This window comes from Mesorhizobium sp. LSHC420B00 (assembly GCF_000503055.1).
GTDB lineage: Bacteria > Pseudomonadota > Alphaproteobacteria > Rhizobiales > Rhizobiaceae > Mesorhizobium.
Genome location: NZ_AYVY01000007.1, coordinates 57,965 through 80,443 on the forward strand (window position 1 = coordinate 57,965; position 22,479 = coordinate 80,443).

The window sequence follows — 22,479 nt, forward strand, 5'->3', positions numbered from 1 at the left end:
ATTTCGGGTCATGGATTTGCCCACCCGTGCACCCGGGCGCCTTGTGCGGCAACCCATTGTTTGGCGTATTCATAAGGATCCTGACGCTCTACCTGGAGCGCATAACTCATCTTGGTGATTTCCTCGGGCTTCAGCTCGACCCGTTCCAGGAACGCCACCACCTTCGGATATTTTTTGCGCAGCGAGGTGGCGTAGGCGATATGGAAATTGGCGGTATCCCATGACACCGGCGCGCTGGAGTTCGAGACCCAGAGCGGGTCCTCTGACGGCAGTACGATCTTCCACTTTGCCGGGTCGAAGGGCGGCTCGGTAAGCCGGACAATGTCGCGCAGCTCAAACACGTAATGCGGCGCGTAGCAGGCAAACACCATCGGGTGATCCGTGGCGACCGCGGCATCGACAGCCGCCATTCCGGCATCCTCGGGCGTCTCCAGCAACGTCATTGTCTTGGCATAGCCATAGCTGTTGGCGCGGACGCGCTCGATAGCGGTTGAGGACCAACCCTCAGCGCCTATCCAGAGTTCGCCACGTCCGTCGCCATCGGTATCCAGCGCGGCGGTTTTCTTCGGGTCGCTGAGATCCGAAACGTCGTGAATTCCAAATTTGTCGGCTGCTTCACGCGTCGCGCATATGCCTTACCATGCCGGCACGCCAATAGGGCTGATGGCCACCGTGCCGGCACCGTCCACATATTTCTTCACCAGATTGTCGAGGTTGGGCAGCCAGATTTCGGGATGAATATCCACCTCACCCGAATTGAGGCCGGCAAAGGCGATAAGCGTCCCCATCTCGCGCACGTCGGCATCAAGCCCGAACTTTTCCTTCAGGCTGACCTTGAGGATGTTTGCCGTGGCCTAGCCGGACGGCCAGTTCGGCATCGCAATGACGAGATCAGCCGCGTGGACCGGGATGTTTAGCGCCAGCATCGTCAACGCTGCCAGCGACATTTGCCGCAGGCACTGCCGAAATCGGTTGTGCATCTCTTCCCCCCCTCGCTTCGGTGCTGAAATGAACCGGGACGGGAACAAACTGTCGCGGCAAGCACCGGGTTGTGACACCAGCCCCATCTTCCGACGGGCAACTGCTGAAGGTGTGGCAGTGCGTTAGCCAAAGAGAGCGCCTTCACGTGCCTCCCCTGCACGCTACCCGATGACAATCCGACTGGGAAGATGCTCACAACGCGGCCGCGGCGCCCCCACTGCGCCTCTATGCGGCACGCCGCAGCGTTGAAAAAGTCGAATGATTGAGCGGCGTTTCTTTCGGCCTGCGCAACGGCTTGGCTGGATTCGAAAAAAATACCACAATAGATTCGGATTATAGCGATCATATAAGAAGCGATGCCGTCGCGCTATTTTACAAGGCTGTGCGAAAATTCGCAATAACATATGAAACTACTTGCAATAACACGAGATAAAGAGGAATGAAGCTAAGAGCGTATTCCGCACACTTGCTTCCGATCATATTTCAGAATCTGCTAAGATAGCCGGCGCTGGTTCCGAATTATTAAGCATTTACAAAATTCATCCCCGCAATATTGGGTTTTTCCTTGCCGCAGGCCGAATCGGATGCAACTTTTTAGAAGCACAGCCGCGTCAGCGGATTGTTGAAGCATGCTTGGGCGGACGGGGCACTAAGCATGGAGAGGAATATTGACATTCGCTAATGCGGCGGCCCCCGCTGGGAGCGTTCCCTCCCACGTAAGAGATTACGGCAACCGTCGACTAAGTCGTCGAATGCATCGCCCACAGCCTGGCTCTCGTTCGATGGCCGGCGAAGCTTTGCCCTCCTCCGATTGGCGCCAGCCTTCGCGGCAAAAGCGGCGATCGCCGCCTGCAATGGCCTTCCGATATGGACGATGTCCGCCGCCAGCCAGTCGGAGGAATGAATCATGAAACTCGTAATCTGTGCGGCCTTGGCCACTGCTTTGATGGCAATCTTCGGTTGTACCACCGACGACTACGATGGTTGTCGCGGAAAGGGCTGCCTGGTTGATCGGTCCCATAAAGGGAGCCGGAAGATAGACGACCGGCCGCAGTTCGACAGGAACGGCAATCCCAACTTCGATACCAGGGGCCGTTACATCGGCTGCCATGGGCTCGGATGTAAAGTCGACGATCCTGATGACGGGGATCAAAGCATCGACGACAGGCCGCAGTACGACAAGGAAGGCAATCCGAACTTCGATACGCAAGGCAACTACCAAGGCTGCCGCGGCATCGGCTGCGAGGTCGATACACCGGACGATGACAACTCATCGGACGACGACGATTCCGATTAGTGGACCCTCCAATACGAACGAAGAGGATGCCCTCATGTTTGAATCCAACGGTCTTATCCCGCGATGTGCCAAAATCGTGATGATCGGCCTCATGGGGTTGGGAATGACGCTGACCTTCGCTTTCGCCGCGAATGGTGCCTGCGACGGCGTAAAGGTCGATGTGACGAAGGCGCGCAAGCAGGAATATGCCCCCCTCGTTGCCTCGGCGTTGGACAACAAGGTCAAGCCTGCTCGGGTGAAGTTCATCACGATCATGGAGAACGGCAACTGGAGCGCCGCCTACGTCTCCACGCCGGTGAGCGACGACGGCGTGATGTTCTTCCAGACGGTCGACGGACAAAAGCAATTTCGCGACGTGTGGGGCGGCTATGCCGACCCGTCGGAAAAACCTGAACTGGTATCCTGGGCGAAGAAGCTCGGAGCGCCGCAAGATCTGGCAAAGTGTTTTGCCGAGGAAGTTACGGAATGACGGTGATGATCGCTGGAAATTGCCGCTGACCGTTGGTGCAGGGGGAGAATCATTGGTGAGCGCTCCGGGGCGCCGGGCCTCTGAGATCGGTTCCAATCATCAGCTGCAGGATGTGCAAAATGCAAACTGTTCGAAAGTCCAGACTGATAATGCAGTTCGCCCGTGCATTGGCAACTTCAGTGAAAATGACGGCTGTTGTGAGTGTAGCCGTCCCGCACACGATCAATGTTGCGTATGCCAGCAAATATGATCTGCCGAAACCCTATGTTTCCCGGGCTCTTAACGCGGTTTTGATACCCATCAACCACGCCTCTCGGCACCGCTACCAGATCCCGCCCAAGCTTCGCGGGGTGTATGTCTTGGCCGTTGCACCCCATGGCGTTGCCGAGCGGCAAGGCATCCGGCCGGGTGACGTGCTTGCCACAGTGCGGCATCAACCGATTTCGACGCCGACCGATGTCGACCGACTCGTATGGGCCGCTCTTGCCGTGAGCGCTACCAGTTTTCTGTTTGGCGTGAACCGCGGAACAGAAGTCGCAGATGTCGTCGAGGTCAATACCAACATCACCGTCAACAACTTCAATACCAACATCTCGGTCAACAATATCTCGCAATGGACGAGCGTCGATAACCATGAGGAGTGGACGCAGATCGTCGATCAGTACGACGACGAGATGGAGACAAGCCTCGAAGACACAAGCTATCGCGAAGACGACTCGCAGCCTGGCGACGCCAATCCGGACGCCAACGCGACCGCTCCCGATGCTGATGACAAAGACAGCACAGACACTGACGACGATAGTACGGATACCGATGCGTCGGATGACAGCACTGACAACAATAGTTCCGACGATCAGGACGTTTCGAGCGATCAGAATGACGATGCAGACCCAACGGACGGGGACGATGACAGCCCGGACGACAAGACCGACGCCGACAGTTCCAATGACCAGGACGATTCGAGCGATCAGAATGACGATGCAGACCCAACGGACGGCGGTGATGACGACAACAGCACCGACGCTGGCGACAACAGCCCGGACAACGACGCGTCGGATGACAGCACCGGCGACGCTGACGGATCGGACGACGACGATGCCAACTAGCAGCCGACCGCGCCGGTAGTTCTAAACGGAGGGCAACCGATGAAAACCGCGATGCTGACCACTGCCATGGTTCTGGCCATGCCGGCTTTCGCATCTGCCCAGGACAAGTGCAACGACGCCGCCAAGGATCAGTCCGCCCCGAACGAGTGCGCCGATGCCGGTTGCAGGAAATCCGACAAGAAGCTCAACGAGCTTTATAAGCAGATCGAAGCCCGCCTGAACGACGACGCGGATACCAGGACGCTTCTCGTTCAGGCACAGCGCGATTGGGTCAAATTTCGCGACGCCGAGTGCAGTTTCCAGACCGCGCGAGCGGCTGGAGGAAGCGTGGCTCCAACGCTCGCCGCACAGTGCATGGACGGCCTGACGCAATCCCGGGTCAAAGATTTTGAGGGTTACCTGAAATGCAGGGAAGGCGATGCGAGCTGCCCCGTTCCGGCAGCGAACACATCACCTGCCGTATCTGCCGTGGCCCAGGAGAAGGGCCGGACCGGCCTTGCTCAGGCTGCTGGCCCGATCCCCATTCCATTGCAACATGTCAGGGACTACGGAACCGACAGTGATGAAGTCATCTATCACAAACTCGGGATCTCGGTGGGCATCAATGGTGCCAAGCCTCGTCTGTTCGAATTCGACACCGGGTCGGATGAGTTCAACGCTGAGATCGATTCGAGCGTCCCTGGCGTAAAGCCGGTGTCCGGCAGCAAGCCCGAAATGTACGGTTATGGAGACGGCACCTATGGCGATTGGGTACAACAGGTGCGGTTCGACAGCCTGTCCTATTACGATCCGGATGACCCCTCGGAGCCGGTCGTAACCTTCGACGGCGGGTTTAGCGCCGGTCGGGTGGTGGATTACGTCTACACCAAGGGTTTCGGCGACCTCGAGGATCTGAAATTGACGCCAAGGCCCGTTGGCCAATACGGCGATACGCCGGTCTATGCGGATCTTAATGCACGCAAGAGCATGCAGAATGGCAGACCTGGTGGTTCGACGACGTTTTACGGCATCTTTGGGGCCGCCGATTTTATCTTTCCAGGAAACCAGACCGTTGCCCCGGGCGGTCAAACCCAAAGCGGCTATGTGGTCTCTGCCAATGCAAATCTTGGAAAAGAGAAGACGACACCGGGCTGCGCTCCCTGCCTGACGCTGAATTTGTCCCCCAGCCTGAGATCTCAGTTCACGGCCCTGATGCCGTGGGGCGAAGGGGATTTTCAGGCTTACCAGAGACGATTCCCGCGATCAGGCGCGAACGCATCCAATGAGTTCGAAGGGTCTTACCGCTATGCAATTTCTTTTGATAATAAGGGAAAGAAGCAATCGGTTGATTTCAGCGGACCTGTTTTATTGGATACAGGAACGTCGACCTTCATTTTTATTACGACAGAATCTATTTTCAATAAGCTTCAGTCAAGAGGATTTCATCTTAATGAATATCGTTCTGCCGTAGTCGACGTTAAGATTTGGGGATTTGAAGATAGTTTCAATAATAAGGAATACAGCGATGTCGTTATCGATCGCCAAAGCGATGAGGAGGGACGTGACGGAGTTATTGTCGGCATACCCTTCTTTCAGTCCAATTCCGTAATGTATGATCTGGAAAACAGAACAACCGCATATTCACCCTATTTTGTCAGCGCCGCCAACTTTACGACAGATGCGGCTGCCGAGGATCAAGTGCAGCTGAATCGCGCGACCAGCGATGCTGGAAGCAATGGCTGGCTCGGACTGGCCGGCATCATCTCCGGCGCCGGCGACTTCACGATCGAGAAGGACGCGGACGTGCGCATGACCGGGGCCAATACCTACACCGGCACAACCCACATTGCGGCCGATGGCTATCTTACTCTGGCCGGGCCGGGCAGCATCGAGCATTCCTCGCGCGTCATGGTCGACGGTGTGCTCAACATCGATCAGAAAGGAAACCACCTGAAGCCCTGGGGGGTGGCGCACTCCCTGAACGATACGGTCATTCGCAACCTTGGTGGTAAAGGCAATGTCTATCTGGGTGCGGGCAGACTGATCCTGACAGAAGCCGACGGGCAATTTGATGGAACCATAGCGGACTTTGATGACGCCGGCGGCATGAGCGGCGGCCTCGTTGTCGCCGGCGGCAAGCTGACGCTGAGCGGCAAGAACAACTATTCCGGCGTGACGGAAGTCGCGTCAGGGGCGCAGTTGCGCGTGACCGGCTCTTTGACCGGTGACATTTCCGTCTCGGGACTGCTTGTCGTTGACGGGGAAGTCTCCGGCAAAGTCACGGTCAAAGAAGGCGGCAAGCTGACCGGCTCAGGAAAGGCCGGCAGCGTCACGGTCGCCGAAGGTGGCAAAGCTGATCCAATGAAAACCAGATAATCGGGAAAGGGAAATCGATGAAAACCGCAATACTGACTGCCGCCGTGGTTCTGGCCATGCCGACGTTCGCCTTTGCCCAGGACAAGTGCTACGACGCCGCCAAGGATCAGGCCTCGCTGAATGCGTGCGCCGATGCGGCGTTCAAGAAATCCGACAAGAAGCTCAACGAGCTTTACAAGCAGATCGAAGCCCGCCTGAAGGACGATGCGGATACCAGGAAGCTTCTTGTCCAAGCTCAACGGGATTGGGACAAATTTCGCGACGCCGAGTGCAGTTTCCAGACTTCAGGAGCGGCCGGAGGAAGCGTAATGCCGATGCTCACCGCGCAGTGCATGGACAGCCTGGCGCAATCCCGTGTCAAAGCCTTCGAGGGTTACCTGAAATGCGGCAAGCAGGGCGATCCGATGAGTTGTCCCGTTCCGGCCGCGAATTGACACCTCGGTGCCGGGATGAAGACCTTCAGGCAACTATTTTATGGGTGTCCCCGGCAGCAACATGGGTGATTTGCTGGACGTGAATAAGCTGCGGCAAGCGTGGTCGATCTGGCATGAAACCGGCCATATGTACCAGCAGGAGGATTGGACCTTGGGCGAGATCGTAGAAACTACAGTCAATATCTATTCCCTCAATGCCCAGGCGCATTTTGGCCATCCGTCCCGCTTGAAAGAGCGCGATGACTCTACCGGCAAGACGCCGCTGGATCTGGCGGCGCGATATCTGGCGCGGAAGACGCGTGATTTCGACAATGAAAAACAAATGCGTGCCAGCGCGGATGACGACGATGAGCTTTGGGTGCGGCTGGTCATGTTCGATCAATTGCGCCGGGGTCTCGGCGAGGACTTCTATCCGAAGCTTCACCGATATTACCGCGAGCATCCACTGGACGATGCCAATAAGCAGGATGCGGTCAAGGTACAAACCTTCATCCTGCGTGCCAGTACGGTCGCAAATCAGGACCTGACCCGGTTCTTTTCCGATTGGGGGCTGCACATCGAGCAGGAAACCGCCGACAGATTGAAGCGTTTGAATCTGCCTCCAGCAGATCCTCAACTGTCGCGCGTTGGTCTGAATGTTGCTTCACGGTGAAGCCGGCGGCGAGCGTGATGCCGGAGCCAGACACGAAAGGATGCGGGGGTATCGGCATTTCGTGAGGGGCTAAAGGAGGTGGATTGTGAAACGCTATAGATCACTGCCCGCAGTAACGATTGCAGCATCTGCGCTGTTGGCATGTGCTGTGCCGGCGACAGCCCAGGGCGACCTCGGCTTCGACGTCAACGTCACGCTGTCCAAAAAAGCAGCCGCCAAGCTCGCGACTGAAAAGGAAGAGATCGTTGTCCTCGCCTCCTATTACGGTGACCCGAAGCGGAGTGCCGAGAAGCACGCCAACGAAGTCGGCCAGATCGATCTCACGCCGCAGGACGAAGAGGTCGAGATAGCGGGCACAGCGGGCCACGCCCACATCGGCGGCACAAAGGTCGACACGAAGCGTCTCGACTGGCTTGCCGGCCCTCCCGAGGTCAACGTCAACGTTGCATCCGCACGCAAGAGCAGTCCGGACAATCTGCTCAGCTGCGATTTCATCGACGGTCCACTAAGCGATGTCCAAAGGAAGCCTGTGACGCTTCATTGCGGATTGATCGAAGAAAATGTGGACACGAAGTTGAGGCCATAAGGCCTACAAAATCATGCCGCCTCGTTACCTGCGTCAACGCAGATTATCGGCGGCATGACCTGCTTTACTTAAGGAGGTAAAGGTTCTTATGCGCCCATTATTCGCTACCTGTTTCTGCCTGGCCATCATGTCCTTGCCTGCCGCCGCCTACGCCGAGCGCCGTTGTGGCTGGTACTCCAGCCCGACACCCGGCAACCTCGTCCTGACCGACAGTGACGGGGATTGGTGGATCCAGATGCAGGGGCGACCGGATCCCAAAGGCATCGACAATGTGCCGGCCTTGGACGAGCGGCAATTCGTCGAGACCAATGTGCCTGGTTCCGGCCACGGCTACGGATGCGCGTGCATGACCGTCGTAACCAACGCCAAGCAGCAAAAGATCACCAGAATAATCTCGGGCGAAATCCTTCCGCTCGTGCGCTGTCGCAACGACAGATCGCTGCCTAACCCGGACGGATAGTCATGACCAGGAACCGGCGACAGTCAGGAAACGGCGCCTCTCCTCCAATCGCTTCTGGATCGAAGGGACGGACCGGCGATGCTTCCGTAATTAAACATCTGATGGGTTCAGCTTGTGGAACCGATCGAAGACGGGACCGCGGAGAAGCCGCGGCCAATATTCGGAAACGTCAACCAGATGGCGCCGTAGCGCCACAAGTTACCGAAAAGCATCATGATCCGGCTGGTCTTTCTTTTTCTTGGGGCGCGTGCGCTGAAACCCATCTGGCAGCTCCTGACTGCGGCAGGCGTCATCTGGATGCTTGTCGGGGTTGCCATCCTGTTCGATCTGAGCGATGGCGCGCTCTCCGTCGCGCTGGATACGCTCGCCATATTCCTGGTAGTCGAGGGACTGGTCGAGATTGCCGCGGCCATATCCGTCGGACTTCGCCAGCATTGGATTGATACGCTGCGTGGCATCGCATTTCTGTTCGCGGCGTTTCTGGTCTTCGACGTCCCCTGGGACAACAATATCGGCGCGGCAATCGTGTTCGGCACTGCCTTCCTGGTTGACGGGCTCTTTCGGATCGGCTCCGCTTTGGTGATCCACAACCCACGCTGGCGGGTGGGGATTATCGCCGGCCTGATCGAGATCAGCCTGGCCATCGGCATCTTGATGTCCTGGCCGGTCCCGCACCAGCTGACAGTTCCATTTTGCTTTGCGCTCCTTCTGCTGACATCCGGCTATGCACTTGTGCGGATGGCCCTGCCATTACGGCAATTGCCGGAAGGCGGCTCGATCACCTCCCTGCCGCTTTATGCGGCCCGAAACTGGCAGGGTCGCGTGGCCCGCCCGGTCATTCCCGCAAACGGCGATGTCTGGGCCAAGGCGGACGAGGTCCTCAATGTCTATGTCTGGACGGCTGTCGGTTCGATAAAGGACCCGGAGCGCAGGATTCTAATCGACCGGTATGTCGCGGCAGTCGACAAGAAAGGCGTGATCTCAACAGGCCATTCCGCGCTGGAAATGCCACCGGACCTTTACATCAGCCACTATCCGTTCGACGACATCGACCACAGCCCTGACGACTTCCGGGCCATTCTCTCGGCGGGACATGAGAATGATGTAGCTGGGCGGTTCAACGAGTCCCTTGCACAGGAATCGGCCGACCGGTGTGAGCCGGACCAGAAGGTGACGTTCCACAGGTTCAATCCGCAAGCCCTGAGGATATTCTGGGAAGCATATTCTCAGGACAAGACCTACAATCTCACGGCCCGCAACTGCTCGACAACCGTTATCCAGGCACTCGATGCGGCTCTGGAGGGCGCATCGTACAACGGCCATGTTTGGCGGGATCTCTTCAAGATCATCAGCAACCCGCAATTCTGGTTGTTGCGGCTCGTGCGCGGCCGGGCTGAGGCCTTGACGTGGACCCCTGGGCTCGTTCTGGACTATACGCGCCTCCTGCGCAGCGTTGTTGAGCACAGCGACCGGCGCTGGAGAAGCAAGCTCTCCGACGCGTTCAGCACTGGCCGCAAGCTCGCCCATGTGGCCGAGCGCGACGGGGCGCCTGCATGATGAGCGGGCTTGTGCGCACGTCAGCGGTCGTCATCCTGACCGCCGCAATCTTCGGGCTGACCTATGGCCTCAGCGCACCGCTGATTGCACTTGAGCTGGCGGAAGCGGGCTATTCCGAAAGCCTTATTGGGGCGAACAGTGCCATGTACGCCATCGGTGTACTTCTGGCGGCCCCCTACCTGCCCCGCCTTGCACAGCAGCTTGGATTTGTGCGGCTGGCGAAGGGAGCTCTAATAGCATCGGGCGGGTTGTTCGTCTTTTTTCCCTTGGCACCGTTTCTTTGGGTCTGGTTTCCCTTGCGTGCGGCTCTCGGAGCGGCGTCAGAGACGCTGTTTGTCGTTTCCGAAACGTGGCTCAACCAGCTTGCCGGTGAGAGAAACCGGGGACGAATGATAGCAATCTATATGACCGCTCTTTCCTGCGGCACCGCAATTGGCCCTGCCATCCTGGTCCTGGTCGGACGTGAGGAGTCTCTTGCTTTCATTGTCGGCGCTGCAATAGCACTTGTCGCTTGCGTGGTCCTGATCGTAGGTAGGCCCGATGCAGCCAAGCCAGCGCGCGAGGATATCGGCAATCCGTTTCGGTACCTCAAACTAGCGCCAGTGGCGGTTGCTTCCTCAGTCTTGAACGCCGCATTGGAAGCGGCCGGTCTCAGCCTATTGCCGCTCTATGCCATCCGCCTTGGATGGCCGGAGCATTCAGCGACGCTCCTGTTAACCGTGCTCCTTATCGGCTCGATCCTGCTGCAATTGCCCATCGGCTGGCTCGGTGACCGAATGGATCGCCGGTGGCTGCTGATTGCCCTTGCGGCCATATCGGCGCTTGGGGCGCTTGCATGGCCCTTGGCCTTCTTGCACCCGTGGTTTGCCTATTCCCTGCTTTTCCTGTGGGGAGGTGCCTTCGTCGGCATCTATACGACTACGGTCGCCATGCTCGGCGAGGCTTACAAGGACGCAGAATTGCTCAGCATCTATGCGTTGCTCTCCATCGCCTGGGGTATCGGCGCGCTCCTGGGGCCGCTCATCGCCGGCATGGCGATGGAAAGTTCACCGCATGGTCTGCCCGTCTTCGCTGCGATCACCTGTGGCGGATTCACGTTGTTTGCCGGCTCGCGGGAGGAGATATGGAAACGAGGCAGGGTGGTATGACGATTGCGGCATCTGTATTGTTGGCGGGTGCCGTGCCGGCAACGGCCCAGCCGACATGAGCTTCGACGTTAACGTCACGCTTTCCAAAAAAGGCAGCTGCCGAGCTCGCGGCTGAAAAGGAGGGGATCGTTGTCGTCGCAAGCTCTCGAGCGAAAATCCTGGTGCGCTGTCGACGCGTACAGCCTAGGACATCCGGCCAAGAAAAAGGCCCGGCAAAACCGGGGCTTTTTCTTGGGGTTCCTGAACCTTATCAAAAGTTCGAAACGGGAATTTGGTGCCCAGAAGAGGCGGCTCGCTACTTTATCGAACCGGGACCAACACTCCGAATTGCCCTTGTAGCTCAACGCTTTACCCAGCGCTAACGCTCCCACGAAGATCACCCGTGGTGTACCTCTTAGTGGCCCGTGGGTGTACCTTCTGTCAAGGGCTCGTCGCGGACGACGGATCGGCCGCTTTCAGCGCCGCCACTCGGGTCCATTTCGGGGGTAACAGCGGATTTCCGACGCAGAAACAACGGGCTACATCATCAAATGCGCCCCCAGCAATGCGAAAGTTCGCACCAAGGTGGTTATGTGGTTGATTTTGCCTGTGTTCCTTAGAAGTCTTCGGGGATCACCGCTGGCAATTCACGCCCGCCCGTTGCCACCTTTGCGACATCCTGAGCGGCCCTCGTGATCTCGACCAGCAGGGCTTGTTGCTGTTCCTTCGACCGTATGGCCGAGAACGAGGCTTTGAACTGGATCAGGGCTGTGGTCGCCAATTCGGCATGGATCACGTCCCTGTCTTTCTTTCCGAAGTCGGAACCGGGGTTCTCCTCCAAGCCGCCTGCGCGCATCGCCCGGTAGACCTTCGGGAAATCCTGCAGCATCCACACCGGAACGCGCCGGTCACTGACAATGCCTTGCAAGTCGCGCGCCATCTCCCGAGCCGACTTCACCCGCCTACCACGGTTCTCCATCCGGTGTCTTCCGGCCTGCACATAAGCCCTGAAGACCTCCCGTTTATCCGCGCTGGTCAGCCTGAGGCCGTGACTGCGGTTCTTCTCAGCGGCGATCCAGCGGTATTCATTTGGGGTCACTCCAACGGTCACGACGGCGTCAATTGTAGCACCGCCAAGGGCCTGCGCTGCTGTCACACGATGCCATCCGTCAATCAGCACAAATCCCTTGTCAGGGTCCCGCGCATCGACCGGGGCGACCGTGATGGGCGGGAAGACCACACCCGCCCGCATGGCATCCCGATACTGCCTCACGGTCGCGGCGTTGGTTTCCTGCCTGATCTGTGTCGCAGGGTCCATGACCAAGCCGTCAAGGCGGATGGTCACGCGGTCGTCAATCTGGGGGTTCATTGCGTCCATGCTTGTCGTCTCTTCATGATTGGAGCGCGGTTGGGAGGTTAGCCCTGTGACGGTCGATAAGGAGGGCGCACGCTTCCTCCAGCGCCTCGCCAACGTGCCTCAGGACCCGCCCACGCGACCTCGGGTAAACGTGGAGTTCTTTCACGTTCGACCCCTCGCCCCACCTCTTGTGCGTCCCTGAAGCCATCTTATGGACCAGCTTCGCCGCCTGCACTCGCTTGAACTCGGTCTTGCGCTCGGCCTGTAGATCGTCCCGAATGATCATCTCGATTGCGAGCCATGCCGCCACCACCCCCCGAGGGTCCACTGCGGCCTTTCGCAGCCTCGCCCAGGCCGCCTTGGCGCGGTCCTGAGGTGACAGCCCACGAAGCCTGAACGCCTCCACATGCGGCCCTGAGGATTGCAGCAAGGTGGCCACACGGTCCACCGCATTGCGGACGTAGGTGTCGCTCTGGTTAGCCTCCAGCCACACCATCGCGGCGACCCGGTACGGGGCAACTTCCCGAGCCCCGTAGGACGGCCTGTAAGGGCTCCCATGGCGTGCGTAGTGGTCCGCGTGCGACCGACAGAACCGTGTGTCGAGCCCGTCCTCTGTGCCTGCGCGGGCGGGCTTGCTGCACCCCACCACGCGGCATCGGTTGAATATGTGGCTCGGCTCCTGAGCCCGCCCCTTCACTTCAGTCTTGCGCTCGCGCCTCGCCGCCCAATTCGTCAATTCCGGTAATCCTCAAAATGGCCACCCCGCATCATGGGCAGGCAAGCGTCTAACAGCAGAGCAAGGTGAACGACAGCGCCAAATGCGCGCGCCAGCTTACCCAACGCGAGGCGCGTAACGGACCTCCCCTCGGCCTAATTGACGGCAGTCTGCCGGAACAGCGTCTCAATCAATGGGCATGCCGGCAACGTGCCATCCCCGCACTGCTTGACGACCTCCTTGAGGACCTGTTCCATGCGCTTCAGGTCGGCGATCTTTGCGCGCACGTCCTCAAGGTGGGTCGCCGCAACTGCGCGAGCGTCTGCGCAGGGTTGGTTGCGCTCGTCTACAAGCCGCAGCAGCGCGCGGATTTCATCAAGTGAGAAGCCCAGTTCGCGCGCCCTCAGAACGAAGCGAAGACGTCGCTCGTGTGTCGTGTCGTAGTTTCGATAGCCGCTCTGCGTGCGTGGAGGCNGCCCTCAGAACGAAGCGAAGACGTCGCTCGTGTGTCGTGTCGTAGTTTCGATAGCCGCTCTGCGTGCGTGGAGGCTCCGGTAGAAGGCCGACCTTCTCGTAGTACCGCACTGTCTCCAGATTGCTTCCTGTCCGCCGGGCCAGTTCAGCCCTTTGCAAGCCCTTCACCAAGGTGTGATCGCGCATTCCAAAATTCCTCTTGAGCCTGTAGTCGCTACAGACCCGATCCTACCCTTGATAGTGGATTTCGGCAATCGGCGCCTAACAAGGAGATTTGTCCCATGCAGAAACTTCTGCCCAGTTTTGCTGTACGGCCCGGCGTGACATTTCCCGATTGGTCGGTCGTAGCTTCTCCGGTGGTCCGGAGCGCGCTGACTGCGATGATCGCTTCGGATCATGTCCTGCACCGCTGGAGCGGCTACTCGGCCGCCGTGGATCGGGTACGCGCTGCACTGCTCCAGCATTATGCCGACAATGGCAGGGCACCGGCGCTCGTCGCTCTTGCAACGGAAGTCGGGTTGACCGAAGCAGCGTTGCAACCGCTGCTCAATGAACTCAGTCAACGGGACCTTGCGGTTCTTGAAGGCGACCGGATCGTCGGCACCTATCCATTCACAGACCGGGACACCGGCCACCAAATCAGGTTCGATGGCCGCACTATCAACTCCATGTGCGCAGTCGATGCGCTCGGCGTCGGCGCAATGCTCGACCGCGACATCGAGATCACTTCCCGTTGTTGGCACTGCGGCTTGCCGATCAGGGTCGCCACGCGAGACCACGGCCGAGCCCTGACGGAGGTCAATCCTCGGCAAGCGGTTGTCTGGCTGAGCGTACACGACGAGGGCGGCTGTGCCGCAAATTCACTTTGTTCAGCGACGGCCTTCTTCTGCAGCGACGACCACCTTGCAACTTGGCGGAACGAACGGCCCGCCGATGAACCGGGATTTCGGCTTTCGATTGAGGAGGCGCTGGAGGCTGGCCGGGCGATCTTCGGGCCAAGCCTGAGGGGGCTGCGGAAGGATCACGCCCAAGGCGAAGCTGCCCCCCACGAGGCCAACGGTGCAGCCTCGAAAGTCACCCCTCTCGGCTGTCGCACCCCGAAGGGCGATGTCTATGACCTTGCTGTCATTGGGGCCGGCTCTGCTGGCTTCTCGGCTGCCATCACCGCCGCTGATCAAGGGGCTCAGGTGGCGCTCATTGGCAGCGGAACCATCGGAGGTACGTGCGTCAACATCGGCTGCGTGCCCTCAAAGACCCTAATCCGGGCTGCGGAGACGCTTCACAACGCACGCGTCACCGCGCGATTTGCCGGCGTCACGGCTGAGGCTGAGGTCACTGACTGGCATGCGACAGTTCGTCAAAAGGACGATCTGGTCGGACACCTGCGACAGACGAAGTACATAGACTTGCTGCCGGCCTACAACGGCATTGCCTATCGCGAGGGCTCGGCGCGCCTTGTCCATGGCGGAGTTGATGTTGATGGCAAGCGGATCGCGGCCGACCGAATCATCATCGCGACCGGGGCGCGACCCACTGTCCCGAGCATCCCAGGTATTGAAGCTGTGCCTTATCTCACCAGCACTACAGCCTTGGAGCTTCAAGAGCTGCCAAGAACGCTGCTCGTTGTCGGCGGGGGCTACATCGGTGCCGAGCTGGCTCAGATGTTCGCGCGGGCCGGTGTCAAGGTGACGCTCGTCTTTCGCTCACGACTGTTGCCCGAGGCCGAGCCTGAGATCAGCAGGGCGCTGACCGGATACTTTGAGGACGAGGGGATCAACATCGTCTCGGGCGTCGCCTACCGTTCGATCCGTACGACCAATGCCGGTGTTGCACTGTCGGTCGAGCGCGATGGCCAGAATGTGACACACGACGCTGAGCAAATTCTCGTCACCACCGGGCGCACACCCAACACTAAGGCGCTCGACCTCGCTAAGAACGGTGTCGCTGTCGCGGCGAACGGCGCTATTGCGGTAGACGACCGCATGCGCACCACCCGGCCCGGCACCTATGCTGCCGGCGATGTCACCGGCCGCGATCAGTTCGTCTACATGGCCGCTTACGGTGCCAAACTGGCCGCCAAGAACGCCCTCAATGGCGACAGCCTGCGGTACGACAATGCAGCAATGCCGACCATCGTGTTCAGCGACCCGCAGGTCGCGAGCGTCGGCCTAACCGAAGCCGATGCCCAAGCAGCAGGACATCAAGTCCGGGTCTCGACCATCGCGCTCGACCAAGTGCCGCGCGCGTTGGCCGCACGGGACACGAGAGGGCTCATCAAGTTGGTCGCCGAAGCCGCGACGGGTAGGCTGCTCGGGGCTCACATACTGGCACCCGAGGGCGCTGACAGTATTCAGACTGCTGTTCTGGCGATTACCTGCCGCCTGACGGTCCGGCAGCTTGCTGACACGATCTTCCCGTACCTGACCACGGTGGAGGGCCTGAAGCTCGCCGCGCTGTCATTCGACAAGGATGTGGCGAAGCTGTCGTGTTGCGCTGGGTAGAGGCATCCGTGAGCTGCACAGCGCTCGTCGGATCACCTCGTCTGCACTTCGCCTGAGGGCAGGAGGCGCTTTGCCAGCTTCGCGAGCGTCGAGCGTGAGCAGTTGGTGGCCTTCACGATGGTGTTCCAGCTCTGCCCCTTGCGCAGCATGTCCATGATCGCCTCATTGCGCTCGGCGTCCTCAGGGCGGCCCTTCATCTTCCCTTCAGCCTTCGCCTTAGCGATCCCCTGAGCCTGCCTGCGGCGTCGGTCGTCATAGTCCTTGCGGGCAATAGCGGCGAGCATGTCGAGCAGCATCCCGTTGATCGCTTCGAACATCCGCCCGGTGAAGGCGTCCTCGCTCTTCATCATCATGTGCGAGGTCGGCAAGTCGAGCGCCACGACTTTGACTTCTCGGTCCTTGATCTCGCGCTTGAGCTGGTCCCAGTCCTTGTCCGACAGCCGGCTCAGGCGGTCGACCTGTTCTGTGAGCAGGATGTCACCGGGCTTGCTGTCCCTGAGCAGTCGGAACAGCTCCGGCCTGTGCAGCGAAGCCCCGCTCTCGTTCTCCTCGTAGGTGGAAGCGATGGTGAGCCCACGTTCGCGGCAGAACGCCTCAAGGTCACCCCGCGCGCGCCCTGCATCCTGCTCCTTGGTCGAGGCTCTGAGGTAGGCTCGGATGAACATCTTGAAGCTCTCCAGTTCGGTTTGACTGGTCCGCTAATAGTTGGTTCGCTTAGGGTCGTCAAGGGGCATTTATCGAACCCGTCTCGCCCTGGTTCGGAAAGGGCACACCATTGCGAACTGGCCCGTGCAACGACAGTCCGTTCCTGATAGATCATTTCGATTGTTGGCGCTGTTCCGACGCCCAGCCTAAGCGGAGAACTCATGATTGAGAAACCAGACCGGGAGCGACAGCTTGTCGTTCAGATCGTGAAGGGAGCAACTCTCGAACAAACCGACGCGCTCCGCACATGGGCGCTGAAGCTCCTCGAAATCCGTAAGTCGGGTTTGCCGGCGCGAACGAAGGCCAAACAAGCCATTGCTGCAACCGTGCAGGGCAAAGTCGTGGGACCGATGCTCAAGAATGCTCTCCGGGGAGCGAAGAGCCTTGGGTGGGATAAAAGAACCATGGCCCAGCGCCTCGGGCTTGGTGCGGCCGCTGTTGGGATAGCTGTGTTCGGCGGTCAGAGTGCGGGAATTGTCGCTCTCGGGATGGGCGTCGGGGTGCCCCTCTGGGCGGTGCTGGGGGCCGGGTCCATGTTCGCAACGTATCTGTATGAAGAACTTGCCCATGCCCCGTCGACGGCCAAGAGTGGAGCTACCTATACCGTCATAGATGCCGAGAATGAGGACGGGCCGACGCCCTCGGGAAAGAGACCGCCCCAAACACCGGCAGGATAGATGCTGGGGCAACCGAAGGGGGCACGGGGGGTCCTCGCGCGAGCCGGTTATCCGATCCCCCGCTGAGAAATTTCTACCAAACATTCCTGAGGGTTACGGCCCAGCATTGTACGGTTCTTACATCCTGTTGATGTCGGGCAGGGAGAGAGTACTGTCGTCTCTTCGGCGTGCCCCTTGGGGATGGTCGGATGAGTGTCGTTCAAATTGTCAGTCCAACTCTACATGAGGCTATTGCTGCACTCATGAACGAGGCGGCTCGCGGAGACATTGTTTCGATCAAGGCTGCAATAGAACGGGTACGTGTGACTGCGCCTAATCTGCGGGCATCTGACGAAGAGCTAACTGAGGCTATCCTAGAGGTAGCTTCCGCCATTGGGCTGTTCGTGTGTTTCGACGGCCGGGAGTAGCTGTCAGCCCCGCGCCTCACTAATCCGCCTAACGTTCCCGCCCAGCATTCCAGGAATTTTGCTCCCGCAAGAAGGGGGCGCCGTCCTGCTCGATTTCCGTGAATAGACAAGGAACAAATCTTCTCTCCAGAAGGTTCGGACCCATCCGCATGCAGGATCGACCATGGTTGAGGTCGACAGAAGGAAACAGAAGGTTATTGCCGACCTTGTACGACGGTGGGTCACGTCAGAAGCCGTCCGCAACTACCTTCGCAGAGCGCTAAATCTTCCGGTAGAACAGGAGCTGCCGGACGAGCATAAGTCTTTGCTTGATGAAATTGATCGGGCCGACAAAGAGTGACTGCAAAAAATTGCGAGCGCAAAACCAAGTTGGCTCACGCCGTCGTGACTTGGAGGATCAATTGCGTGCCCGCCCTTCACTCTCGACATTCTGGCCTTGGGCGTGTTGGCGTTCATGTTAGACCTATCGCCACGACCAAACCCACGACAAGCGAAATGGCCAGGGCGACAGCTACCGGAAGATGATGCATACCGGCTTCGTACCGACCGCTCGGACAACCGTCGATGAACGTTTGGAAACATCCCGTCACGGACTCAGACATGCCTAACAAACGGTAACCGTCCTCATCGCTGAGCCGGTCAGCATGGAACCTGAGGAGGCCGTAAGGCATTCCTGGCGCTGCAAAAGAGGAGGGACGTTACTCCCCCCAATCGCAACCAGCGCTCGCTAACCAGGAGGCCCGCCGCTCTGTGAGAAAGCCGACGGACCCCCCACAGCGGCTGCACATCCAAGAGAAGAACCGACCGCTGCGAGTTCTAAACCCGCGAGGGCCTACATCGTTCCCTATAACCTGCGTTGGTCGGCAGGCCTGTGCCGCTCTAAGTTCCCCCCAATGGCAACCCATTGGTTCTCCCCTCCGGTGTACGTCAGGACCGACCGGCCTGGGGTCACCTACGGCTGCAACAGTGTCGAGGGTGCCGCCGAGGAACTCCTGAAGTGGACCAAGATGGGGCCTAAGTGGCGAAAGGCGGTGCAAGTGTGCATAGACGCCGTCGAGGATCGGGCGACCCCGGAGGAGGCCCGTAAGGCCTTTGAGGCTGCTGCCAAGGAGGAGGGGATGCTGCTCCCTCAGTGACGCCAAACCTTAATCGCTGAGATCACCAGAATCATGGCCAGCATGGGCAAGAGGACGCCGCTGGGTACAAACCCGAGCATCTGGCCACCCAGGAACGTCCCGACTGTGGAGCCGCAAGCCATCACCAAGACAAACGCGATGTTGCGCCGGATGACCGAGAAGCTCTGATCACGGCTGTAGCGAGCGAAACCGACAATCATGGTCGGCAAGCTCACAGTAAGCGAGAGGCTGCCGGCGAGCTTAATGTCGGCACCGAACAGCAGTACCAGCGTTGGGATCAGCAGTTCGCCACCGGCCACCCCGAGCAGCGCCGCAACGATGCCTATGATGAACCCAGCGACGATCCCGGCGATCAACTGTGCTGCGCCACCAAGCAAGGCACCAGCGGCATGAGCGTCGTGCCCAAGCAACAGCACCCCCGCGATCACGACAAGCATGATTGAGATGGTCTTGTAGAGGGTCTCAGACCGCAGCCGGGTCGCCCATCCAGCACCAAGCCATGCGCCTATCAAGCTACCGGCGAGCAAGTTCGCGATGACGGGCCAATGCGATGCCAATTCTCCGAACGGCACCGTTTGAGTCCTGAAGGGTAGCGCAGTCGCCACTACGATCAGGCTCATCGCTTTATTGAGGATCACCGCTTCCAATGCGCCGAAGTTGAACAGGCCAATCAGAAGCGGCAGGCGGAACTCAGCGCCGCCGAGACCAACCAGTCCGCCCAGTGCCCAATTAGCAAACCGCCGCCGAACGCAGTGGGTTTGTGGGGGTGGGCTACGGTATCTAACGGTGCGTTGCTCATGCGTTGTGTTTCTCGCGGAACATAACGAGGATGTACAGGCCCGAAATGAAGAGGCGCAGCGGATAGGTGCGGGGGCTGCCACGGTTCAAGCGGAAGGTCGCTGGGAGCGGATCGAAGCCGGAAGCCTTGACAGTTGCATCGTGTTCCGTTCGACCGTAGTTGGACCTTCCGGCGCATGGGGGAGACATGCCATTCAATTCGACTACATACAGGGTATTGATCGCGTCACCGTCTGATCTTGCAGAAGAGCGAGAAGCAGCAACTGAGGCCATTCATGACTGGAACGCGCAACACGCGGACGATCAGGGAATAGTTCTTCTTCCCATCAAATGGGAAACGCATGCGTCGCCTACGACAGGGGTCCGTCCTCAGGAGGCTATCAATAGGAGCCTTGTCGACGCCTCGGACATCCTTGTCGGACTATTTTGGACAAAGCTGGGAACAAGCACAGGAGTGGCGGCCTCGGGCACGGTAGAGGAGATTGACCGGTTCGTGGCCGCGACCAAACCGGCGATGCTTTACTTCTCCAGCAGACCGGTGGACCCCAACAAGTTGGACCTCAAACAACAGAGGCTTCTACGCGCGTTCAAAGCGGAAACGTATCAAAATGCACTGGTCGGCACTTTCCAATCAGTCCCCGAGCTACGGACGCGGCTTCTTCGTGATCTTAGCGCTCAAGTCCGGTCAATGGCCGGGGGGAGGCGCGCCTCACGAGTAGACAAGATTGGCCAAGCGGCGCAGTTGGCGGACCTGATGTTGAAGTTCCGGCAGAACGACATAACACCAGAGCAGTTGCAGGAGTTCGGCCATAAGCTGCTGCGGCCTGCAAGCCGTACTCGGGCACAGACGACCGATCCGGTTCACCCGGGCGAAATAGGGCCTAACGGACACAGGATCGGCTACACGGCCGACGGCGACAAGGTGGAGTGGCTCCCCGATGACGAGAACCCAGGCGAGGAGTGGCCGATGATACTTCGACGAGGCGATGAGACAATCTTAGCCGCCTACAAAGAGTTCTGGGACAAGGTCTGGTGGAACCGTCACAAGAATTGGATCTATCGACTGAAGACGGGCACTGATCAACTAAGACCGGGGCAGGAGGTGACGTTAGAGAATGCGAAGAAGGCCGCGCGACGTATCGAACGGAAATACGGGCGGAAGAACCTCGGCTGGGACGATTTCGAGTGGGGGATGGTGAGCGGGAAACTGTCGGCTCTCTCGTGGGTGCTTGGGTCCGAATGGGAGGAAAGTCTCGATACCTGACCCTCAGTAGAGACTGGGCCGTTTAGCAGCTACTTGGCGCAGGAATAGGGCGGGAGAAACGGCTGGCCGTACTGGCCGGGCCAAGACCTCAGAAACTTGACGTAATAGCCTTTGAGGAACCGTGCGCGTCTGCATCGCCGTCATTGCCAATGAACTGCCCCCCAAGGAGGCCCACAAGGCGTTCCTGGCTGCAGCTAAGGAGGAGAAGGTGTTCATGGTTCATCACGGATAGGCTCGCAGGCGGACTGCCTGATCATTGCTTGTTCTCGTTCGCCCAACTCTTCAGCAAGCATCTCGCCGAACCGATGCTTGCAATTGGCCAGCAAGCATGGTATCTGCCTCATGCTTGCAATGAGGAAGCGATCATGTCTGAACAAACTCCCCAGAGCCGTGGTGGCGAAGCGCGCGCTGAGAAACTGACCGCCGAGCAAAAGCGCGAGATAGCCCGTCAGGGTGCAAAGACGCGGTGGGAGGTAGATCGCACCCTGCCGAAGGCCACGCACGCCGGAAAGCTCGTAATCGGCAACAGCGAAATCCCGTGTGCGGTCTTGCCCGACGGCACGCGCCTACTGACGCAGGAAGGCTTTCTCGGCGCGCTGGGCAGGTCGACGAAGCCGAAGGGTCGCTCGCAGCAGCCCTCGGAGGACTTGCCGCCGTTCCTTGCCACGGTGAGCCTTTCGTCCCTAATCACGGACGACATTCGGACCGCAACTGTACCAATCGTCTTTCGGACACCCACGGGCGGCAAGGCTCTGGGGTACAGGGCAGAACTATTGCCCAAGGTCTGCGATCTCTTCCTTGAAGCTCGCCGGCTCGACCTTCTGACCGCTCAGCAGCAGCAGATCGCCGACAAGTGCGAAATCCTCGTTCGCGCGCTCGCTCAGGTGGGCATTGTAGCCCTCGTCGATGAAGCCACAGGTTTCCAAGACGAGCGAGAGAGGGACGCCCTCCACCAGTTGCTTTCGCTCTACCTCTCAGAGGAGAAGTTGGCCTGGGCGAGGCGGTTTCCCAACGAGTACTATCGACAGCTTTATCGGCTAAGGGGCTGGAGTTGGCCGGTAGGGAAGGCCAAGACCCCGTTGGTTGGAACGTTGACCAATAAGATCGTCTATGATCGCTTGCCGGACGGTGTGCTGGAGGAGCTTCGTAAGCGAAACCCCACCGAGCCGGGCACCGGGCGGCGCAAATGGAAGCATCACCAATTCCTGTCTGAGGACCTCGGCCAACCCGATCTTCGTGACCACCTTCTCCAGCTTGTGGCGATCATGCGGATTTCAAAGGACTGGCCGACTTTCATGGTTCATTTCGAGGATGCGTTCCCGAAATCGGGGGCTCAACTTTCGCTGCTGCTTGAGGACGCGGATTGACGAAGCCAATGGCCCGACCTCCGCGAGGCCATGGCGATGCCGACTGCTTTGTGT

At 59.2% G+C, this 22,479-nt stretch carries 17 protein-coding genes and 4 pseudogenes; 16 read left to right on the forward strand and 5 right to left on the reverse strand.

Translation table 11 applies throughout. The features are described 5' to 3' along the window. Positions 1-8 precede the first annotated feature (8 nt). A pseudogene (locus X760_RS52560) lies at positions 9-947 on the reverse strand (glycine betaine ABC transporter substrate-binding protein). 941 nt (positions 948-1,888) lie between these two features. On the opposite strand from X760_RS52560, the gene X760_RS52565 reads away from it, so the two are divergent. From X760_RS52565 to X760_RS52600, 10 genes and pseudogenes are all read left to right on the forward strand, one after another. Beyond that, entirely contained in the window at positions 1,889-2,278 is a 390-nt protein-coding gene (locus X760_RS52565; RefSeq protein WP_031193957.1) for a hypothetical protein, read from the forward strand. 34 nt (positions 2,279-2,312) lie between these two features. Continuing rightward, positions 2,313-2,747 (forward strand): hypothetical protein, encoded by a 435-nt coding sequence (locus tag X760_RS52570; RefSeq protein WP_031193959.1) that lies wholly within the window; start codon positions 2,313-2,315, stop codon positions 2,745-2,747. Between the two features lie 149 nt (positions 2,748-2,896). After that, positions 2,897-3,853: a PDZ domain-containing protein gene (locus tag X760_RS73655; RefSeq protein ID WP_156948062.1), complete on the forward strand. Its 957-nt coding sequence runs from the start codon at positions 2,897-2,899 to the stop codon at positions 3,851-3,853. Between the two features lie 39 nt (positions 3,854-3,892). Further along, on the forward strand, positions 3,893-6,208 hold the full coding sequence (locus X760_RS79090; protein ID WP_023718798.1) for a lysozyme inhibitor LprI family protein: 2,316 nt from the start codon (positions 3,893-3,895) through the stop codon (positions 6,206-6,208). A 17-nt stretch (positions 6,209-6,225) separates the two neighbouring features. Beyond that, on the forward strand, positions 6,226-6,642 hold the full coding sequence (locus tag X760_RS52575; protein ID WP_023718799.1) for a lysozyme inhibitor LprI family protein: 417 nt from the start codon (positions 6,226-6,228) through the stop codon (positions 6,640-6,642). 37 nt (positions 6,643-6,679) lie between these two features. Next, positions 6,680-7,294: pseudogene (locus X760_RS52580) on the forward strand (M60 family metallopeptidase); the annotation flags it as partial. 85 nt (positions 7,295-7,379) lie between these two features. Further along, positions 7,380-7,880: a hypothetical protein gene (locus tag X760_RS52585; protein ID WP_156948063.1), complete on the forward strand. Its 501-nt coding sequence runs from the start codon at positions 7,380-7,382 to the stop codon at positions 7,878-7,880. Positions 7,881-7,968: 88 nt separating this feature from the next. Next, on the forward strand, positions 7,969-8,340 hold the full coding sequence (locus X760_RS52590) for a DUF4087 domain-containing protein (protein ID WP_023718802.1): 372 nt from the start codon (positions 7,969-7,971) through the stop codon (positions 8,338-8,340). A gap of 213 nt (positions 8,341-8,553) precedes the next feature. Then, complete coding sequence (locus X760_RS52595) at positions 8,554-9,897, forward strand: protease (RefSeq protein ID WP_023718804.1); 1,344 nt, start codon at positions 8,554-8,556, stop codon at positions 9,895-9,897. Beyond that, positions 9,894-11,045: an MFS transporter gene (locus X760_RS52600; RefSeq protein ID WP_036244665.1), complete on the forward strand. Its 1,152-nt coding sequence runs from the start codon at positions 9,894-9,896 to the stop codon at positions 11,043-11,045. The genes X760_RS52595 and X760_RS52600 overlap by 4 nt, the downstream gene beginning before the upstream one ends. Positions 11,046-11,640: 595 nt before the next feature. Here the strand turns inward: X760_RS52600 and X760_RS52605 are convergent. Both X760_RS52605 and X760_RS76280 read right to left on the reverse strand, forming a co-directional pair. Continuing rightward, positions 11,641-12,402 (reverse strand): ParB N-terminal domain-containing protein, encoded by a 762-nt coding sequence (locus tag X760_RS52605; protein WP_023718806.1) that lies wholly within the window; start codon positions 12,400-12,402, stop codon positions 11,641-11,643. 849 nt (positions 12,403-13,251) lie between these two features. Next, positions 13,252-13,756 (reverse strand): annotated as a pseudogene (locus X760_RS76280) (helix-turn-helix domain-containing protein); the annotation flags it as partial. 95 nt (positions 13,757-13,851) lie between these two features. Between X760_RS76280 and merBA the strand changes: the two are divergent. Further along, the gene (gene merBA / locus X760_RS52620) at positions 13,852-16,071 is read left to right on the forward strand and encodes a bifunctional organomercurial lyase/mercury(II) reductase MerBA (protein WP_051409656.1); all 2,220 of its coding nucleotides are present in this window, start codon (positions 13,852-13,854) and stop codon (positions 16,069-16,071) included. A 32-nt stretch (positions 16,072-16,103) separates the two neighbouring features. Here merBA and X760_RS52625 read toward each other — a convergent pair whose 3' ends face one another. Then, positions 16,104-16,736, reverse strand: a complete 633-nt coding sequence (locus tag X760_RS52625) for a recombinase family protein (RefSeq protein WP_023718810.1) — start codon at positions 16,734-16,736, stop codon at positions 16,104-16,106. A 201-nt stretch (positions 16,737-16,937) separates the two neighbouring features. On the opposite strand from X760_RS52625, the gene X760_RS73660 reads away from it, so the two are divergent. The 3 genes from X760_RS73660 (at position 16,938) to X760_RS52640 (ending at position 18,996) form a co-directional block, all read left to right on the forward strand. Further along, complete coding sequence (locus tag X760_RS73660) at positions 16,938-17,453, forward strand: hypothetical protein (protein ID WP_023718811.1); 516 nt, start codon at positions 16,938-16,940, stop codon at positions 17,451-17,453. Between the two features lie 570 nt (positions 17,454-18,023). Beyond that, on the forward strand, positions 18,024-18,200 hold the full coding sequence (locus X760_RS76290) for a hypothetical protein (protein WP_023718813.1): 177 nt from the start codon (positions 18,024-18,026) through the stop codon (positions 18,198-18,200). A gap of 553 nt (positions 18,201-18,753) precedes the next feature. After that, positions 18,754-18,996 (forward strand): DUF982 domain-containing protein, encoded by a 243-nt coding sequence (locus X760_RS52640; protein WP_023718815.1) that lies wholly within the window; start codon positions 18,754-18,756, stop codon positions 18,994-18,996. Here X760_RS52640 and X760_RS0137795 read toward each other — a convergent pair. Then, positions 18,990-19,795 (reverse strand): annotated as a pseudogene (locus X760_RS0137795) (sulfite exporter TauE/SafE family protein). The gene X760_RS52640 and the pseudogene X760_RS0137795 sit on opposite strands and share 7 nt — an antisense overlap. 186 nt (positions 19,796-19,981) lie before the next feature. Between X760_RS0137795 and X760_RS52645 the strand changes: the two are divergent. Together X760_RS52645 and X760_RS0137800 are read left to right on the forward strand one after the other, a co-directional pair. Then, positions 19,982-21,058, forward strand: coding sequence for a hypothetical protein (locus X760_RS52645; RefSeq protein ID WP_023718816.1), 1,077 nt, complete (start codon positions 19,982-19,984; stop codon positions 21,056-21,058). A gap of 260 nt (positions 21,059-21,318) precedes the next feature. Further along, the gene (locus X760_RS0137800) at positions 21,319-22,425 is read left to right on the forward strand and encodes a P63C domain-containing protein (RefSeq protein WP_023718818.1); all 1,107 of its coding nucleotides are present in this window, start codon (positions 21,319-21,321) and stop codon (positions 22,423-22,425) included. Positions 22,426-22,479 lie beyond the last annotated feature (54 nt).

Excerpts from the sequence above, each read along its gene's own strand:
- X760_RS52565 (WP_031193957.1), top strand. The coding sequence starts at position 1,889 with ATGAAACTCGTAATCTGTGCGGCCTTGGCCACTGCTTTGATGGCAATC.
- X760_RS52570 (WP_031193959.1), top strand. The coding sequence starts at position 2,313 with ATGTTTGAATCCAACGGTCTTATCCCGCGATGTGCCAAAATCGTGATG.
- X760_RS73655 (WP_156948062.1), top strand. The coding sequence starts at position 2,897 with ATGCAGTTCGCCCGTGCATTGGCAACTTCAGTGAAAATGACGGCTGTT.
- X760_RS79090 (WP_023718798.1), top strand. The coding sequence starts at position 3,893 with ATGAAAACCGCGATGCTGACCACTGCCATGGTTCTGGCCATGCCGGCT.
- X760_RS52575 (WP_023718799.1), top strand. The coding sequence starts at position 6,226 with ATGAAAACCGCAATACTGACTGCCGCCGTGGTTCTGGCCATGCCGACG.
- X760_RS52590 (WP_023718802.1), top strand. The coding sequence starts at position 7,969 with ATGCGCCCATTATTCGCTACCTGTTTCTGCCTGGCCATCATGTCCTTG.
- X760_RS52595 (WP_023718804.1), top strand. The coding sequence starts at position 8,554 with ATGATCCGGCTGGTCTTTCTTTTTCTTGGGGCGCGTGCGCTGAAACCC.
- X760_RS52600 (WP_036244665.1), top strand. The coding sequence starts at position 9,894 with ATGATGAGCGGGCTTGTGCGCACGTCAGCGGTCGTCATCCTGACCGCC.
- X760_RS52605 (WP_023718806.1), bottom strand. The coding sequence starts at position 12,402 with ATGGACGCAATGAACCCCCAGATTGACGACCGCGTGACCATCCGCCTT.
- merBA (WP_051409656.1), top strand. The coding sequence starts at position 13,852 with ATGCAGAAACTTCTGCCCAGTTTTGCTGTACGGCCCGGCGTGACATTT.
- X760_RS52625 (WP_023718810.1), bottom strand. The coding sequence starts at position 16,736 with ATGTTCATCCGAGCCTACCTCAGAGCCTCGACCAAGGAGCAGGATGCA.
- X760_RS73660 (WP_023718811.1), top strand. The coding sequence starts at position 16,938 with ATGATTGAGAAACCAGACCGGGAGCGACAGCTTGTCGTTCAGATCGTG.
- X760_RS76290 (WP_023718813.1), top strand. The coding sequence starts at position 18,024 with ATGGTTGAGGTCGACAGAAGGAAACAGAAGGTTATTGCCGACCTTGTA.
- X760_RS52640 (WP_023718815.1), top strand. The coding sequence starts at position 18,754 with ATGGCAACCCATTGGTTCTCCCCTCCGGTGTACGTCAGGACCGACCGG.
- X760_RS52645 (WP_023718816.1), top strand. The coding sequence starts at position 19,982 with ATGCCATTCAATTCGACTACATACAGGGTATTGATCGCGTCACCGTCT.